The organism is Streptomyces sp. f51 (assembly GCF_037940415.1).
GTDB lineage: Bacteria > Actinomycetota > Actinomycetes > Streptomycetales > Streptomycetaceae > Streptomyces.
Map to the genome: position 1 here is coordinate 2,557,770 of NZ_CP149798.1, position 16,729 is coordinate 2,574,498.

Genomic DNA, 16,729 nt, shown 5'->3' on the forward strand with positions numbered 1-16,729 from the left:
CGCTCGCGTTTTTCAAGAATGCGAGTGATCACTCGTGTTTGTCAATCGCGTCCCGAGAAGCTGGGGATCATCCGTGCCCGAGAAGCAGCAGACCGAGGAGCCGTCGGAGCTCGAGCAGCAGACGGAGGAGAAACCGCGCCGCCGCCAGGCCCGCGGCGAGCGCCGCGTCGCCCAGCTCCTGGAGGCGGCGGCCTCGGTGTTCTGCCGGACCGGCTACACCGCGGCGAGCACCAACGCCATCGCCCGCGAGGCCGGCGTCTCCCCCGGCACGCTCTACCAGTTCTTCCCGAACAAGGAGGCCATCGCGGTCGGCCTCAGCGACCAGCTCCTCGACGACTGGGCCCGCTCGCACGGACAGGCACTCGCCCAGGAGAACGCCGGCCTCCCGCTGGACCGGATGCTCGACGCGGTCCTCGACCCGCTGATCGAGTTCAACGTCGAACACCCGGCCTTCGCCGTCCTGATGCACGGCGCCGACACCCCGGGAGTCATCGTCGAGGAGATCGGCACCCTGCACGGCACGCTCCTCGCCCGCGTCGAGGAGATGATCGGGGCCCGACTGCCGCAGATGCCGGCCGACGAGCGCGCCCGCACCGCGAACATGGCGGTCCATCTGTTCAAGGCGGGGCTCACCCTGGTCATGTCCCACGAGGGCGCCGAACGGGACGGCTACATCGCGGAGCTGAAGACGGTCATGCACCGCTATCTGGAGCCACTGCTCGACACGCCGTCACCCGCCGCCCGCTGAGCCGCCCCGGGCAGGACCGGCAGGGCGGAAGCCGACGGGCCGGGCCGCACAGCCCGCCGGAGCGAAGCGTTGGGGCCGGTCCGCACAGCCGGGCGGGACGGCGCCGATCGAGACGGCACGGCACCAGCGTTCCGAGCCACGACATCGGGGACATCTGTCATAAGGTTCGGACAAATCGATCAGTGACCCTCGGCACCGATCCGTCCGCACGGCCCCGCCTCACCCGCCCGGGGCCGCCCCGACGCACCGGAACGCGGGTCCCCCGTCCGAGCCCGCGGGCCGCCCCCGAGGGACAGAGGGATGGCCGTGACCCAGAATCAGCCGCCGGGCGCGCCCCGGGCCCGCATTCCCGGACCGCAGCAGCCCCCGCCGTCGCACCCCCGGATCCCCGCCGGTCTCTGGAAGCGCTGCCTGGGCGGCGGCCTCGCCCTCTGGACGCTGACCGCGGTCGTCACGTACTCCGCGTACGACGCCACACCGCTGCCGACCCTGATCCTGCTCGGCGGCTTCCTCGCACCCGTCGTCTTCGTGCTCTGGGCGTACGAGCGGCACGGCCGGGACCTGGGCGCGAACCTGCTGCTCGGCTGCTTCCTGACCGGCGGCACGCTGGGCGTGCTCGGCGCGTCGGTGACGGAGTACGAGCTGACGCGCCCCTCGCTGTGGCTGTACCTGGGAACCGGACTGGCCGAGGAGGCCGTGAAGCTCGGCGCGCTGGCGTACCTGCTGCGCCGGAACCCCAGGATCCGCGGACCGCGGGCCGGACTGGTGCTCGGCGCGGCGCTCGGGTTCGGCTTCGCCGCCCTGGAGGGCGCCGGACACGCCTTCGACGCCGCCGTGTCGCTGCGGGGCGCGGACCTGCGCACCCTGCTGGAGACCGAGATCCTGCGCGGGGTGCTCACCCCGTTCGGGCAGGGCCTGTGGACCGCGGTCGCGGGCGCGGCCCTGCTGGCGCGGCGGCGCCCGGACGGGCGGTTCCGTCTCACCGCCCGGGTGGCCGGCGTCTGGCTCGGCGTCTCCCTGCTGCACGCCCTGTGGGACTCCACGCGCGGGATCGCGCTGTGGCTGGTGGCCCGGCTCGGCCGGGCCGGGCTCGACGGGGCGCTGCTCGTACCGGGCCGGACACCGCATCCGGCCGGCGGACGGGACCACCTTTTCACCCTGTTCTCGGTGGGCGGACTGCTCCTCGTCACGCTCGCGGGGGCGGCCTGGGCGCGCTCTCTGGCGCACCGCGATCCCGCTTGGAGAAATACCCCCTAGGGGTATAGTGTGGTGAACATGGAGGGGAACCCTGGATTCCCGGGAGTCCCTCCCGTGCACGCACGCCCCAGAACGCCTCGACGAGGAGTACGCCATGACCGCGCAGACCGGCACCCCGGGTTCCGTCACCACCGTCTACCAGGTGAGCGGTATGAGCTGCGGACACTGTGAAGGCTCCGTCAGCGGCGAGATCTCCGCGATCCCGGGCGTGAGCTCGGTGAAGGCCGTCGCCTCGACCGGCGAGGTCACCGTCGTCTCGGCCGCCGCGCTCGACGAGAGCGCCGTGCGCGCCGCGGTCGACGAGGCGGGCTTCGAACTCGTCGAGCGGGCCTGACCGGCCCGGGCAGCTCTCCCTCTCCGCACCGGGCCGTGCCGACCGGCTGATACCGGCTCCGCGCGGCCCGGCACATTCCTGGAGCCGCACCATGACCACCGCAGCACCCGAGACACCGATAGGCACGGCCTCGGAGATCGAACTCTCCATCGGCGGGATGACCTGCGCCTCCTGCGCGGCCCGCGTCGAGAAGAAGCTCAACCGGATGGACGGCGTCACCGCCACCGTCAACTTCGCGACGGAGAAGGCCAAGGTCTCCTACCCCGAGGGGGTACGGGTCGCCGATCTGATCGCCACCGTGGTGAAGACGGGCTACACCGCCGAGGAGCCCCCGCCGCCCGAGCCGCCCGCGGAGGAGACTCCCCCGGCCGCCGACGATCCCGAGACCGCCGCCCTTCGCCAACGGCTGACCGTCTCCGCGGTGCTCGCGCTGCCCGTGGTCCTCATGTCGATGATCCCGGCGCTCCAGTTCGACAACTGGCAGTGGCTCTCGCTGACGCTCGCCGCGCCCGTCGTGGTCTGGGGTGCGCTGCCCTTCCACCGGGCCGCCGTGACGAACGCGCGGCACGGCGCGGCCACCATGGACACCCTGGTCTCGGTCGGCACCCTCGCCGCGTTCGGCTGGTCCCTGTGGGCGCTGTTCTTCGGCGACGCGGGGATGCCGGGCATGCGGCACGGCTTCGAGTTCACGGTCTCCCGTACGGACGGGTCCTCCGCCCTCTACCTGGAGGTCGCCGCCGGGGTCGTCGCGTTCATCCTGCTCGGCCGCTTCCTGGAGGCCCGCTCCAAGCGGCGCGCGGGCGCGGCGCTGCGGGCACTGCTCGAACTCGGCGCCAAGGACGTCGCCGTCCTGCGGGACGGCCGTGAGGTCCGCCTGCCGGTGGCGCGACTGGCCGTCGGGGACCGCTTCGTCGTGCGGCCCGGCGAGAAGATCGCCACCGACGGGACCGTCGTCGAGGGCGCCTCGGCCGTGGACGCGTCCATGCTGACGGGCGAATCGGTGCCCGTGGACGTGGGCGTCGGGGACGCCGTCACGGGTGCGACCGTGAACGCCGGGGGCCGGCTCGTCGTCGAGGCCACCCGGATCGGCGCCGACACCCAGCTCGCGCGGATGGCCCGGCTGGTCGAGGACGCGCAGAACGGCAAGGCCGAGGTGCAGCGTCTGGCCGACCGGATCTCCGGGGTCTTCGTGCCCGTCGTCCTGCTCATCGCGCTCGGCACGTTCGGGGTCTGGATCGCGGTCACCGGGGACACGGTCGCGGCCTTCACCGCCGCCGTCGCGGTGCTGATCATCGCCTGCCCGTGCGCGCTCGGCCTGGCCACCCCGACCGCCCTGATGGTCGGCACCGGCCGCGGCGCCCAGCTCGGCATCCTGATCAAGGGACCGGAGGTCCTGGAGTCCACGCGCCGGGTCGACACCGTCCTCCTGGACAAGACCGGCACGGTGACGACGGGCCGGATGAGTCTGCACGAGGTCCACGTCGCCGGGGGACGGGCCGAGGAAGACGTCCTGCGGCTCGCGGGAGCCCTGGAACACGCCTCCGAGCATCCGGTTGCCCGAGCGATCGCGGCGGGCGCTCAGGAGCGCGTCGGCGGCCTTCCCGCGCCGGAGCACTTCGAGAACGTGCCGGGGCGGGGCGTGCGCGGGCGGGTGGACGGCCGCGAGGTGACCGTCGGCCGGTTCCCCGGCACGCTCACGGGAACGCTTGCGGACGCGAAGAACGCGGCCGAGGCGGCGGGCCGTACGGCGGTCGTGGTCACCCTGGACGGTGCGGCGGCGGGCGTCCTGGCCGTGGCCGACACGGTCAAGGAGAGCAGCGCCGAGGCCGTACGCGACCTGCGGGCCCTGGGACTGACCCCGATGCTGCTGACCGGTGACAACCGCGCGGTCGCGGAGGCCGTGGCGCGGGAGGTCGGCATCCGCCCGGACGACGTGATCGCCGAGGTGCTGCCCGAGGACAAGGTCGCCGTGGTCCGGCGGCTCCAGGGTGAGGGCCGGACCGTCGCGATGGTCGGGGACGGGGTGAACGACGCCGCGGCCCTCGCCACCGCCGACCTCGGCCTCGCGATGGGCACCGGGACGGACGCGGCGATCGAGGCGAGCGATCTGACGCTCGTGCGCGGGGATCTGCGGGTGGCCGCGGACGCGATCCGGCTGTCCCGCCGCACCCTGTCGACGATCAAGGGAAACCTGGTCTGGGCCTTCGGCTACAACGTGGCGGCGCTTCCGCTGGCCGCCGCCGGACTGCTCAATCCCATGATCGCGGGAGCGGCGATGGCCTTCTCGTCCGTTTTCGTGGTCACGAACAGCCTTCGACTGAGAGCATTCGCGTGACGACAGAGCCTGAGTCCCCCTAGAGTCCAACGAGAGCCTCACATAAGCTCTTCACAAGGCTCGCGCATCTTCCTTACGCTTGGTCCTCGATTCCCATACAGGGTCTCTTGCCTATCTTCAGGACATATGCAAGAGATCCAGATCACAGTGATGTGAACGTAACCACCGAAGGGGTTCGTCAGTCTAAGTTGGCGATGTCAGAAGCGTCTTGGGGGGCGCGACTGGCATCTGGGGATGTCTTGGGGGACGTTCCCGGAAATTGCGTCGCCGGGGCACGTACTGCGGGGAGCTTTGAGCGGCCCTCCCGATCCGTACGCGTCCCGGCAGATCGCACCGCACCACCGCAGTACGGCGAGCTCGGCTCGCCGCCGGCGTCGCGCCGGCACACAGCGATTCAGGCGCTGTCCACAGACGCCCGGCCGGATCCCGTGGGGGGAATCCGCACCGGGACAAGGAAAGCGCCCTGACTGCCGGCCCGTGGGGGGACCGGTAGCAGGGCGCTTTCCGTATGTCTTCTTGCGTTCTACGGGTTCACCGGGCCCGCGTTCGGGGCCCGGTGGGCACGTACGGACCTCAGCGGGCCTCGACCGGCACGAAGTCGCGCTCGACGACACCCGTGTAGATCTGGCGCGGGCGGCCGATGCGGGAGCCGGGCTCCTTGATCATCTCGTGCCACTGGGCGATCCAGCCCGGCAGTCGGCCGAGGGCGAACAGGACCGTGAACATCTCGGTCGGGAAGCCCATGGCGCGGTAGATCAGGCCGGTGTAGAAGTCGACGTTGGGGTAGAGGTTGCGCGAGACGAAGTAGTCGTCGGAGAGCGCGTGCTCCTCCAGCTTGAGGGCGATGTCCAGCAGCTCGTCGGACTTGCCGAGAGCGGACAGCACGTCGTGCGCGGCGGCCTTGATGATCTTCGCGCGCGGGTCGAAGGACTTGTACACCCGGTGGCCGAAGCCCATCAGGCGGACGCCGTCCTCCTTGTTCTTCACCTTGCGGATGAAGGCGTCGACGTCGCCGCCGTTGGCCTGGATGCCCTCCAGCATCTCCAGGACGGACTGGTTGGCGCCGCCGTGCAGCGGGCCCCACAGCGCGGAGATGCCGGCCGAGATCGAGGCGAACATGTTCGCCTGCGAGGAGCCGACCAGACGCACGGTGGAGGTCGAACAGTTCTGCTCGTGGTCGGCGTGCAGGATCAGCAGCTTGTCGAGCGCCGAGACGACGACCGGGTCGAGCTCGTAGTCCTGCGCGGGGACCGAGAAGGTCATGCGCAGGAAGTTCTCGACGTACCCGAGGTTGTTGCGCGGGTACACGAAGGGGTGGCCGACCGACTTCTTGTACGCGTAGGCCGCGATCGTCGGGAGCTTGGCGAGCAGCCGGATCGTCGAGAGGTTGCGCTGCTTCTCGTCGAACGGGTTGTGGCTGTCCTGGTAGAAGGTCGACAGCGCCGAGACGACCGAGGAGAGCATCGCCATCGGGTGGGCGTCGCGCGGGAAGCCCCGGTAGAAGTTCTTGACGTCCTCGTGCAGCAGGGTGTGCTGCGTGATCTCGTTCTTGAAGGTGGAGAGCTCGTCGACGTTCGGGAGCTCACCGTTGATCAGCAGGTAGGCCACCTCCAGGAAGGTGGAGCGCTCGGCCAGCTGCTCGATCGGGTAGCCGCGGTAGCGGAGGATGCCCTGCTCACCGTCGAGATAGGTGATCGCGGATTTATACGCGGCGGTGTTGCCGTACCCGCTGTCCAGCGTCACCAGACCGGTCTGGGCGCGGAGCTTGCCGATGTCGAAGCCCTTGTCGCCGACGGTGCTGTCGATCACCGGGTAGGTGTACTCGCCATCGCCGAACCGCAGTACTACAGAGTTGTCGCTCACGTCATCCCTCACCGACGTTGTGCCTCTTCTTCGAGGTGCCCTGACTGTCTCTACCATCCCCCATTTGGCCCTGGAGAGTGCACTCGGGGTCGACCATTGGGCCTATCGGCGGCACTGAGTGCCGCCAACCTGCTCATCCTGCCGCGTCCGTGGCGCAACCGGAAGTGCTCTGTGACCTTCGTGACTCGTTTGATCGATCATTTTTTGTGATGGACCTCGTCCCGCGCCCGAAAGGCCCCGTTCGGCGCTCGAACGGGCCTCCGTCCGCCGCGCGAAGGGGCGGTGGATCACGGACCGGAGAGCCGGAAATCCAGGGCCGTGCACCGGCGTCCCGCGGACACCGTACGCACCGCCTGGCCGATCGCCTTGCGCGAACCGACGAGAACGACCAGCTTCTTGGCCCGGGTGACCGCCGTGTAGAGCAGATTGCGCTGGAGCATCATCCAGGCGCCCGTGGTCACCGGGATCACCACCGCCGGGTACTCGCTGCCCTGGGAACGGTGGATCGTCACCGCGTAGGCGTGGGCCAGCTCGTCCAGCTCGTCGAATTCGTACGGCACCTCCTCGTCCTCGTCGGTGCGCACCGTCAGCCGCTGTTCGACCTGGTCGAGGGAGGTGACGACACCCACCGTGCCGTTGAAGACGCCGTTCTCGCCCTTGTCGTAGTTGTTGCGGATCTGGGTGACCTTGTCGCCGACCCGGAACACGCGGCCGCCGAACCGCTTCTCGGCGAGGTCCGGGCGGCCGGGGGTGATGGCCTGCTGGAGCAGTCCGTTCAGATGGCCGGCGCCGGCCGGGCCGCGGTGCATGGGGGCGAGGACCTGGATGTCCCGGCGGGGGTCGAGTCCGAACTTGGCCGGAATCCGCCGGGCCGCCACGTCCACGGTGAGCCGCCCGGCCTCCTCGGTGTCCTCCTCGACGAAGAGGAAGAAGTCCTTCATGCCGTCGGTGAGCGGGTGCTGCCCGGAGTTGATCCGGTGCGCGTTGGTCACCACCCCGGACTGCTGGGCCTGGCGGAAGACCTTGGTCAGGCGCACGGCGGGGACCGGCCCCCGCTCGGCGAGCAGATCGCGCAGCACCTCCCCCGCGCCGACGCTCGGCAGCTGGTCCACGTCACCGACGAAGAGCAGATGGGCGCCCGGCGGCACCGCCTTGACCAGCTTGTTGGCGAGCAGCAGGTCGAGCATGGACGCCTCGTCCACGACCACCAGGTCGGCGTCCAGCGGGCGGTCCCTGTCGTAGGCCGCGTCGCCGCCCGGCTTGAGCTCCAGCAGCCGGTGCACGGTGGAGGCCTCGGATCCGGTCAGCTCCGCGAGACGCTTGGCGGCGCGGCCGGTGGGCGCCGCGAGGAGCACCTTGGCTCCCTTGGCGCGGGCCAGTTCCACGATCGAGCGGACCGTGAACGACTTGCCGCAGCCCGGGCCTCCGGTCAGGACCGCGACCTTCTCGGTGAGCGCGAGCCGGACGGCCGCCTCCTGCTCGGGTGCCAGCTCCGCGCCCGTGCGCCCCTTCAGCCAGGTCAGCGCCCTGTCCCAGACCACGTCACGGAAGCCGGGCATCCGGTCCCGCTCGCTGCGCAGCAGGCGCAGCAGCTGTGCGGAGAGGGAGAGTTCGGCGCGGTGGAAGGGGACGAGGTAGACCGCCGTCACCGGGTCGCCGCCGTCCGGGCCCGGCACCTTCTCCCGGACGACTCCGGGGTCCTCGCCCTCCTGCGCGGGGGCCGCCAGCTCGGCCAGGCACTCGATGACCAGGCCGGTGTCGACCTGGAGCAGCTTCACCGCGTCGGCGATCAGCCGTTCCTCGGGGAGGTAGCAGTGGCCCTGGTCGGTGGACTGGGACAGGGCGTACTGGAGGCCGGCCTTGACGCGCTCGGGGCTGTCGTGCGGGATGCCCACGGACTGGGCGATCTTGTCCGCGGTGAGGAAGCCGATGCCCCAGACGTCGGAGGCCAGGCGGTAGGGCTGGTTCCTGACCACCGAGATCGACGCGTCGCCGTACTTCTTGTAGATGCGGACCGCGATGGAGGTGGAGACCTCCACGGTCTGGAGGAAGAGCATGACCTCCTTGATCGCCTTCTGCTCCTCCCAGGCGTCGGCGATCCTTCCCGTGCGCTTGGGTCCGAGCCCGGGGACCTCGATGAGCCGTTTCGGCTCCTCCTCGATGATCCGCAGGGTGTCCAGGCCGAAGTGTCCGGTGATGCGGTCGGCGAAGACCGGTCCGATGCCCTTGACCAGGCCGGAGCCGAGATAGCGGCGGATGCCCTGGACGGTGGCGGGGAGGACCGTCGTGTAGTTCTCCACGGTGAACTGCTTGCCGTACTGCGGGTGGGAGCCCCAGCGGCCCTCCATGCGCAGGGACTCGCCGACCTGGGCGCCGAGCAGGGAGCCGACGACGGTGAGCAGATCGCCCGCGCCCCGGCCGGTGTCGACCCGGGCGACCGTGTAGCCGTTCTCCTCGTTGGCGTACGTGATGCGTTCGAGCACGCCTTCGAGCGTGGCCAGCCGCCGCTCGCCCGTCTGGGCGGCCCCCGCCTGATCGGTCATGAGCCGACCGTATCGCCCGCCACCGACAGCCCTCCGGCGCCGGGGAGGACTCACCCGGTCGTGGTCGCGGGAGGCTTCGAGAAGCACGAGAGGTCCCGGACACGTTTCGAGGGGCCCGGTCCGTCGACCGGGCCCCTCGGTTTCCCCTCCCGTATCAGAACCCCCGCGATCCCCCCGGATCCCCCTCCAAAGGTCCTGATGCCACGTACGACCGACGAGGTCCCGGAAGGGTTGTACGCACTTCTCAAGATTTTTTCGGGGAGTCGGGGTCAGCCGGCGTGCTCCGCGAAACGGGCCGCCGTCTCCGCCAGCACCTCGTGTCCGTCCCTGGCCCACAGGCGCCGGTTGAAGAGCTCGACCTCGACGGGCCCGGTGTAGCCCGCCGCCTCGACCAGGGCACACCAGGCGCGGAGGTCGACCGAGCCGTCGCCGAGCTGACCCCGGCCGTCGAGCACGCCCGCGGGAAGCGGGGTGGTCCAGTCGGCGAGCTGGAAGGCGTGGATACGGCCCCCCGCCCCGGCGCGCGCGATCTGCGCGGGGGCGGTGTCGTCCCACCACAGGTGGTACGTGTCGACGGTGACGCCCGCCTGGTCGGCGGGGAGGCGTTCCACGAGGTCCAGGGCCTGGGCGAGGGTGGAGACCACACAGCGGTCGGCCGCGTACATGGGGTGGAGCGGTTCGACGGCGAGGCGCACCCCGTGCGCGGCGGCGTACGGGCCCAGTTCGCCGAGCGCGTCGGCGATCCGCTCCCGGGCGCCGCGCAGGTCCTTCGATCCGGTCGGCAGACCGCCGGAGACGAGGACGAGCGTGTCGGTGCCGAGGGCCGCGGCCTCGTCGACGGCGGCCCTGTTGTCGTCCAGGGACCGCCGGCGCTCCCCCGGGTCGATCGCCGTGAGGAAGCCGCCCCGGCACAGGGTGGTGACGGCCAGGCCCGCGTCGCGCACGAGCCGCGCGGTGGCGTCCAGGCCGTACGAGCGCACGGGTTCCCGCCACAGGCCGACACCCGGGATGCCCAACTCCCAGCACCCTGACACCAGTTCGGGCAGGGACAGCTGTCGGACCGTCATCTGGTTGACGGAGAGACGGGCGAGGGCGTTCACGCGGGAACCCCGTACAGGGCGAGCAGGGTCCTCATCCGGGCCTCGGCGCGTTCCGGATCGGGGAACAGGCCCAGCAGGTCGGCCAGTTCGTAGGCGCGGGCGAGGTGCGGCAGGGAGCGCGCCGACTGGAGGCCGCCCACCATCGCGAAGTGCTCCTGGTGGCCAGCGAGCCAGGCCAGCAGGACGACTCCCGTCTTGTAGAAGCGGGTCGGGGGCCGGAAGAGATGCCGGGCCAACTCGACGGTCGGATCGAGGAGTTCACGGAATCCCCCGGTGTCCCCGGTGTCCAGGGCGCGCACCGCCCGCGCGGCGAGCGGGGCGAGCGGGTCGAAGACGCCGAGCAGCGCGTGGCTGAACCCGTGTCCGTCGCCCGCGATCAGCTCGGGGTAGCCGAAGTCGTCACCGGTGTAGCAGCGGACACCGTCGGGGAGGCGGCGGCGCAGGGCGACCTCCCGGCGGGCGTCCAGCAGGGAGATCTTGACGCCGTCCACCTTGTCCGGGTGGGCGGCGATCACCTCCAGGAACACCTCCGTCGCCGTGTCCGGGTCGTCCGATCCCCAGTAGCCCTCAAGGGCAGGGTCGAACATCGGGCCGAGCCAGTGCAGGATCACCGGTCCCGCGGACTGGCGCAGGAGATGGCCGTAGACGTCGAGGTAGTCCTCGGGTCCGGTGGCGGCGCGGGCGAGCGCGCGAGAGGCCATGAGGACCGGCTGCGCGCCCGACTCCTCGACGAGGGCGAGCTGTTCCTCGTACGCGGCCCGTACGTCGGCGAGCGCGGCCGGGCCGGTGAGCTGGTCCGTGCCGGCTCCGCAGGCGATCCGGCCGCCGGTGGCCGCGGCCTCGGCCGAGGATCTGCGGATCAGTTCGGCGGCCCCGGCCCAGTCCAGGCCCATGCCCCGCTGGGAGGTGTCCATGGCCTCGGCGACCGCGAGGCCGTGCGACCACAGATGGCGCCTGAAGGCGAGCGTGGCGTCCCAGTCGACGGCGGCGGGCGAGCCGGGCGAGACGTCCGCGTACGGGTCGGCGACGACATGGGCGGCCGCGAAGACCGTACGGGAGGTGAGGGGCGGGCCGGCCGGGAGGAGGGCGAGGGGCTCCGTGCGGGGCTCGTGGGTCCGCAACCGGCCTTCCGCGTCCGGGAGTCGGAGGGTCACAGGGCGACCTCCGGCACGTCGAGCCGGCGGCCCTCGGCCGAGGATCTCAGCCCCAGTTCGGCGAGCTGGACGCCGCGGGCACCGGCGAGGAGGTCCCAGCGGTAGGGGGCGCCGGTGTGGACGTGCCGCAGGAACAGCTCCCACTGCGCCTTGAAGCCGTTGTCGAACTCGGTGTTGTCGGGAACCTCCTGCCACTGGTCGCGGAAGGAGCAGCCGGCCGGGAGGTCCGGGTTCCAGACCGGTCTCGGGGTCGAACCACGGTGCTGGACACGGCAGTCGCGCAGTCCGGCGACGGCCGATCCCTCGGTGCCGTCGACCTGGAACTCCACGAGTTCGTCGCGGTTGACGCGCACGGTCCAGGAGGAGTTGATCTGGGCGATCGCGCCGCCCTCCAGTTCGAAGATGCCGTAGGCGGCGTCGTCGGCCGTGGCGTCGTAGGGCCTGCCGTGTTCGTCCCAGCGCCGCGGGACGTGGGTGGCGGTGAGCGCCTGCACCGAGGTGACCCGGCCGAACAGCTCGTGCAGGACGTACTCCCAGTGCGGGAACATGTCGACGACGATCCCGCCGCCGTCCTCGGCGCGGTAGTTCCAGGAGGGCCGCTGGGCGCTCTGCCAGTCGCCCTCGAAGACCCAGTAGCCGAACTCCCCGCGGGCGGACAGGATCCGGCCGAAGAAGCCGCCGTCGACCAGCCGCTTCAGTTTGAGCAGGCCGGGGAGGAAGAGCTTGTCCTGGACGACGCCGTGCCTGACGCCCGCCGCGTCGGCGAGACGGGCCAGTTCGAGGGCCGCGCCGAACCCGGCGGCGGTCGGCTTCTCGGTGTAGACGTGCTTGCCCGCGGCGACGGCCTTCCTGAGGGCCTCCTCGCGGGCGGAGGTCACCTGCGCGTCGAAGTAGACGTCGACGGAGGGATCGGCGAGCACCGCGTCCAGGTCCGTCGACCAGTGGTCCAGGCCGTAGCGCTCGGCGAGCGCCTTCAGGGCGTCCCCGCGGCGGCCGACGAGGACGGGCTCGGGCCACAGCGCGGTGCCGTCGCCGAGATCGAGTCCGCCCTGGTCGCGCAGGGCGAGGATCGAGCGGACGAGGTGCTGGTGGTGGCCCATGCGTCCCGTCACGCCGTTCATGGCGATCCGCACCGTCTTGCGTGTCACGTCGTTGCCTCCGTACGCCTCGGGCGTCGCGCGCACGTCCAGGTGAACACGACAGCAAGCGCTTTCTGAGCAGAAAGAAGCTAGCCTCTGCGCAGCGGTGCGGACAAGACCACCGCGAAGGCGAGTTGTTCGAGGGGGCGAACAACGGAGGCCGATGGCCGTATGGTCTGCACGGACCCTGCCCACAGAAAGCGGCGCACCCGGCCTTCGACTCCGTGTTCGACGCCGTTCGACGAGACATGACGGGCACGACGGCGTACGGGACGTACGACCCGAACGACTGGTACGACAAGGCGCGACCGGAGGACGACGAGATGACGGTGACCCTGGCGGACGTGGCGGCCCGCGCGCAGGTCTCTCCCGCGACGGTGTCGCGCGTACTGAACGGGAACTACCCCGTGGCCTCCTCGACGCGCGAGCGGGTGCTGCGCGCGGTGGACGAGCTGGACTACGTGCTGAACGGGCCGGCGAGTTCGCTGGCCGCGGCGACCTCCGACCTCGTCGGCATCCTGGTCAACGACATCGCCGACCCCTTCTTCGGGATCATGGCGGCGGCGATCCAGTCGGAGATCGTCGGGCCCGGGGGGCGCGCGGGCGGCGAACGGCTCGGGGTCGTCTGCAACACCGGCGGCTCCCCGGAGCGCGAACTCACCTATCTCACGCTCCTCCAGCGCCAGCGCGCCGCCGCGGTCGTGCTCACCGGCGGCGCGATAGAGGACACCGCCCACGCGGACGCCGTCGCCGCCAAGCTGCGCAAGCTGACGGAGGCGGGCACCCGGGTCGTGCTGTGCGGACGGCCGCCCGCGCCGGAGGCGCCCCGGGCGATCGCGCTCACCTTCGACAACCGGGGCGGCGGCAGGCAGCTGACCGAGCACCTGATCGGTCTCGGCCACCGGCGGCTCGGGTACATCGCGGGCCCCGGGGAGCGCACGACGACCCGCCACCGGCTGGAGGGGCACCGGGCCGCGCTCGACGCCCACGGCATCGAGGACGATCCGCGGCGCACCGTGCACGGCCGCTACGACCGCCGGTCCGGTTACGAGGCCACCCTCGAACTCCTGCGCCGGGACCCGTCGTTGACGGCCGTCGTCGCCGCGAACGACACCGTCGCGCTCGGCGCCTGTGCCGCCCTGCGGGACTCCGGGATGCGGATCCCCCACGACGTGTCCGTCGCGGGCTTCGACGATCTGCCGTTCAGCATCGACGCGGTGCCGGCCCTCACGACCGTACGGCTGCCGCTCTCCGAGGCGGGCGCCCGCGCCGGCCGGATCGCCATGAGCCGCGAGGAGCCGCCGCCGGGCGGGATCGCCACGGTGCGCGGGGAGTTGATGGTGCGGGGGTCAACCGCGGGCCCCCGCGACTGACCTCCCCCGCGCCGCTCCGCCTGGGCGGAGCGGCGCGGGCGGCCTATGCTCGGGACGTGTCCCGAACGGGCCGGACCACCGGGCCGGGCAGGCCATCGCGACCCTGTGCAGCCGACCTCCGGGACCGATCATGACCGTCCAGGACATCCGCTCCTTCAGCCGCTTGTGCACGGACGTCGTCGGCGCGCTCGACCCCGGCCGCCACCCGGACGCGCCGTACACGCCGGCCGAGTCCCGCGTCCTGTACGAACTGGCGCGCGCGCCCGCGTCCGACGCCGTCGACCCACTGGCCGAACTCCCGCTGGACGGCGGCCGCTTGGCCCGGATCCTGGACACGTTCGAGCAGGACGGGCTGGTGGAGCGCGCCGCGTCGGAGGACCCCGCGCCCCGCCGGATCACGCTCACCGCGCGCGGCCTGGAGGCCGCCGCGCTGCTGGACGAGCGGGCCCACGAGCGTGCCGTCGCCCTGCTGGCGGCCCTGCCGCCGGCGGACCGGCCGCGGCTGGCGGAGGCGATGCGCACGGTGCGCACGCTCCTGGGCGACGCGCGGACCGCACCGCGCCCCGAGGACGTCCTGCTGCGCGAGCCGGGCCCCGGCGACCTCGGCTGGATCGTGCAGCGCAACGCGGCGCTCTACGCGGCCGAGTACGGCTGGAACACCGACTACGAGGGGCTGGTCGCGCGGATCGTCGCCGACTTCGCCGAGGACCACGACCCGCACCTGGAGCGGGTGTGGATCGCCGAGCTCGACGGGCGGCCCGTCGGGTGCGTGATGTGCGTACGGGACGACGCTCCCGGCACCGCCCGCCTGCGGCTGCTGCTGGTGGAGCCCGAGGCGCGGGGTCTCGGCGTCGGCGACCGCCTCGTCGGGGCCGTCACCGGCTTCGCCCGTGGCGTCGGCTACCACGATCTCGTCCTGTGGACCAACGACGTCCTGGCCGCAGCCGGGCGGATCTACCGGCGCCACGGTTTCACCCTCGTGGGCGAGAAGCCGCACCGGTCCTTCGGCGTGGATCTGACCGGCCAGGACTGGCGTCTCGACCTGCGTGCCGGGCTGGACTGACACGGGCGGCGGCGGCCCGCACCGGAGCCTCCCGGGAGCCGCACGGACGTCCGGGTGTCCGGAGTCCGGACAATGCGTCCGCGCGCTGAACGAAGCCGCTTCGCAGAGTTAACGCAAACACCTACCGTACGGAACCGCTCACGCAACCTGGGCGGGAGACCGTATTCCCCCAAGTAACCCATCTTCAGGGGGAGTTGGCATATATGCAAGGCACAGTGGAGGGCTTCTCGTTCGGGGCGGTGACTCCGGCGGCCTCCTACCTCGTCGCCTGTGTGGGCAGCGCCCTGGGGCTGCGCTGCGTCATCCGTTCCCTGAGCAACCGGCAGTCGTGGAAGCCCGGCTGGCTGGCCCTCGGGGCGGCGACCATCGGCTGCGGCATCTGGACCATGCACTTCGTCGCGATGGCCGGCTTCAGGATCCAGGGGATCCCGATCGACTACGACGGTCGGCTGACCGCGCTCAGTCTCGTGGTGGCGATCGTGACGGCCGGCCTCGGCGTCTTCGCCGTGGGGTACCGGGGAGCGACCCCCGTCACCCTGACCGCCGCCGGAATCCTCACCGGGCTCGCCGTGGTCGCCACGCACTACACCGGCATGGCCGCGCTGAAGCTGAACGGGTCCCTGGGGTACGACTCGCCCACGGTCGCGGCCTCCGTCCTGCTCGCGGTCACCGCCGCGACCGCCGCGTTGTGGAGCGCCGCCTCCTTCCGGGGCTTTCCCGCCGCCCTCGGCGCCGGCCTCCTCATGGGCGTCGCCCTGACCGGCACGCACTACACCGGCATGGCCGCCCTCTCGGTGCATCTGCGCGGCGCGACGGACGCCTCGTACATGACCGGGATGTACGGCAGCAGTTCCTCGGCCTCGATCCTGCTCCCCCTGCTCATCGGACCGGTCGTCTTCCTGATCCTGGCCGGAGTGGTGGTGATGTTCGACCCCCAGCTCGTCCTCGGCGACGGGGACTGGAGCCGGGCCACCCCGCGGCGGCGCCGGGCCACGGCCGCCGTGCCCGAGCGGCCCGCGCATCCCCCGCGGACCGCCTCGCTCTTCGAGCCCCGCGACCAGCGGGCGGACCGGCGTACTAGCTCGCGCGGACGGTGATCGGCGCCGCCCCGTCCAGACACCACTCCAGCACGGAGGGCCAGGGCCCGTAGCCGGCGTCCATGCCGAGATGCCCGGCCCCGGCCAGCACCTGCGTCCGTACGCCCAGGGGGTCGCCGTAGACGGCACCGGCGCCCTCGGGGCAGTACGGGTCGTCGTCGCCCGCGACCAGGCGGGTGGACGCGGGGACGGTGAAGTCCCCTTCCTCCAGGGTGAATCCGGTGATCTCCGGCAGGTCCGCGAGGACGGAGGCCGACGGCGGGGCGACGAGCAGAACCCGGTCGACGGCCGCCGCGCCCGGCAGCCCGCGGGCCACGGCGTGCAGCCACAGCACGGCCGAGAGGCTGTGGGCGAGGACCACGCGTTCGGGCCCGCGCAGGGCGTCGAGATGGCGGGCCAGCTCCGCCAGCCACACCTCCGGGTCCGGGTCGTCGGGATCGGGGAGCTGGGGATAGACGACGTGCTGCCCCAGCTCCGCGAGCCGCCCGGCGAGCCAGTGCTGCCAGTGGCCCGGCGGGCGGTGGTTCTGCCAGCCGTGCAGGATCAGGAAGGACCGCGCGCCCGGCGCGGGTTCGCCGTTCGCGAGGCCGCCGTTCGCGAGGCCCTCGTTCGCGGGACGGTCGTTCGCGGGACTGTCGGTGTCGTGCGTGCTCATGGCGTGATCGTTTCCGATGCGGGGCTCCCCGGTCCAGAGGCTGCGGCGGTCGACGACGGCCGATCGCG

General features: G+C 71.9%; 13 protein-coding genes. 7 read left to right on the top strand and 6 right to left on the bottom strand.

Annotation, left to right across the window (positions count from 1 at the left end; genetic code table 11):
* The first annotated feature begins 73 nt into the window (after positions 1-73).
* The 4 genes from WJM95_RS11245 to WJM95_RS11260 all read left to right on the top strand — a co-directional run bounded on the left by WJM95_RS11245 (position 74) and on the right by WJM95_RS11260 (position 4,674).
* The gene (locus WJM95_RS11245; RefSeq protein WP_339129452.1) at positions 74-748 is read left to right on the top strand and encodes a TetR/AcrR family transcriptional regulator; all 675 of its coding nucleotides are present in this window, start codon (positions 74-76) and stop codon (positions 746-748) included.
* Positions 749-1,048: 300 nt separating this feature from the next.
* Entirely contained in the window at positions 1,049-2,005 is a 957-nt protein-coding gene (locus WJM95_RS11250) for a PrsW family glutamic-type intramembrane protease (protein WP_339129453.1), read from the top strand.
* Positions 2,006-2,099: 94 nt separating this feature from the next.
* Positions 2,100-2,339, top strand: coding sequence for a heavy-metal-associated domain-containing protein (locus tag WJM95_RS11255; RefSeq protein ID WP_339129454.1), 240 nt, complete (start codon positions 2,100-2,102; stop codon positions 2,337-2,339).
* Between the two features lie 91 nt (positions 2,340-2,430).
* Entirely contained in the window at positions 2,431-4,674 is a 2,244-nt protein-coding gene (locus tag WJM95_RS11260; RefSeq protein WP_339129455.1) for a heavy metal translocating P-type ATPase, read from the top strand.
* Positions 4,675-5,247: 573 nt separating this feature from the next.
* Here the strand turns inward: WJM95_RS11260 and WJM95_RS11265 are convergent.
* The 5 genes from WJM95_RS11265 to WJM95_RS11285 all read right to left on the bottom strand — a co-directional run bounded on the left by WJM95_RS11265 (position 5,248) and on the right by WJM95_RS11285 (position 12,482).
* Positions 5,248-6,537, bottom strand: a complete 1,290-nt coding sequence (locus tag WJM95_RS11265; RefSeq protein ID WP_339129456.1) for a citrate synthase — start codon at positions 6,535-6,537, stop codon at positions 5,248-5,250.
* Positions 6,538-6,824: 287 nt separating this feature from the next.
* Positions 6,825-9,080: an ATP-dependent RecD-like DNA helicase gene (locus WJM95_RS11270; RefSeq protein ID WP_339129457.1), complete on the bottom strand. Its 2,256-nt coding sequence runs from the start codon at positions 9,078-9,080 to the stop codon at positions 6,825-6,827.
* 269 nt (positions 9,081-9,349) lie between these two features.
* Positions 9,350-10,180 (bottom strand): sugar phosphate isomerase/epimerase family protein, encoded by an 831-nt coding sequence (locus WJM95_RS11275; protein ID WP_339129458.1) that lies wholly within the window; start codon positions 10,178-10,180, stop codon positions 9,350-9,352.
* Positions 10,177-11,334 (bottom strand): dihydrodipicolinate synthase family protein, encoded by a 1,158-nt coding sequence (locus tag WJM95_RS11280; protein WP_339129459.1) that lies wholly within the window; start codon positions 11,332-11,334, stop codon positions 10,177-10,179. The genes WJM95_RS11275 and WJM95_RS11280 overlap by 4 nt, the downstream gene beginning before the upstream one ends.
* Positions 11,331-12,482, bottom strand: coding sequence for a Gfo/Idh/MocA family oxidoreductase (locus tag WJM95_RS11285; protein WP_339129460.1), 1,152 nt, complete (start codon positions 12,480-12,482; stop codon positions 11,331-11,333). Before WJM95_RS11285 ends, WJM95_RS11280 begins: the two co-directional genes overlap by 4 nt.
* A gap of 314 nt (positions 12,483-12,796) precedes the next feature.
* Here WJM95_RS11285 and WJM95_RS11290 point away from each other — a divergent pair, with 314 nt between their 5' ends.
* The 3 genes from WJM95_RS11290 (at position 12,797) to WJM95_RS11300 (ending at position 16,006) form a co-directional block, all read left to right on the top strand.
* On the top strand, positions 12,797-13,846 hold the full coding sequence (locus tag WJM95_RS11290) for a LacI family DNA-binding transcriptional regulator (RefSeq protein ID WP_339135481.1): 1,050 nt from the start codon (positions 12,797-12,799) through the stop codon (positions 13,844-13,846).
* 130 nt (positions 13,847-13,976) lie between these two features.
* Positions 13,977-14,909 carry a bifunctional helix-turn-helix transcriptional regulator/GNAT family N-acetyltransferase gene (locus WJM95_RS11295; protein ID WP_339129461.1) on the top strand — a complete coding sequence of 311 codons (933 nt, stop codon included), beginning with the start codon at positions 13,977-13,979 and terminating at the stop codon, positions 14,907-14,909.
* Between the two features lie 203 nt (positions 14,910-15,112).
* A complete protein-coding gene (locus tag WJM95_RS11300; RefSeq protein ID WP_339129462.1) occupies positions 15,113-16,006 on the top strand; it encodes an MHYT domain-containing protein in 894 nt (297 codons plus the stop codon).
* On the opposite strand, the gene WJM95_RS11305 is transcribed toward WJM95_RS11300, so the two are convergent.
* Positions 15,987-16,661, bottom strand: coding sequence for an alpha/beta hydrolase (locus WJM95_RS11305; RefSeq protein WP_339129463.1), 675 nt, complete (start codon positions 16,659-16,661; stop codon positions 15,987-15,989). The two genes, WJM95_RS11300 and WJM95_RS11305, sit on opposite strands and share 20 nt — an antisense overlap.
* Positions 16,662-16,729 lie beyond the last annotated feature (68 nt).

Excerpts from the sequence above, each read along its gene's own strand:
- WJM95_RS11250 (WP_339129453.1), top strand. The coding sequence starts at position 1,049 with ATGGCCGTGACCCAGAATCAGCCGCCGGGCGCGCCCCGGGCCCGCATT.
- WJM95_RS11255 (WP_339129454.1), top strand. The coding sequence starts at position 2,100 with ATGACCGCGCAGACCGGCACCCCGGGTTCCGTCACCACCGTCTACCAG.
- WJM95_RS11260 (WP_339129455.1), top strand. The coding sequence starts at position 2,431 with ATGACCACCGCAGCACCCGAGACACCGATAGGCACGGCCTCGGAGATC.
- WJM95_RS11270 (WP_339129457.1), bottom strand. The coding sequence starts at position 9,080 with ATGACCGATCAGGCGGGGGCCGCCCAGACGGGCGAGCGGCGGCTGGCC.
- WJM95_RS11290 (WP_339135481.1), top strand. The coding sequence starts at position 12,797 with ATGACGGTGACCCTGGCGGACGTGGCGGCCCGCGCGCAGGTCTCTCCC.
- WJM95_RS11295 (WP_339129461.1), top strand. The coding sequence starts at position 13,977 with ATGACCGTCCAGGACATCCGCTCCTTCAGCCGCTTGTGCACGGACGTC.
- WJM95_RS11300 (WP_339129462.1), top strand. The coding sequence starts at position 15,113 with ATGCAAGGCACAGTGGAGGGCTTCTCGTTCGGGGCGGTGACTCCGGCG.
- WJM95_RS11305 (WP_339129463.1), bottom strand. The coding sequence starts at position 16,661 with ATGAGCACGCACGACACCGACAGTCCCGCGAACGACCGTCCCGCGAAC.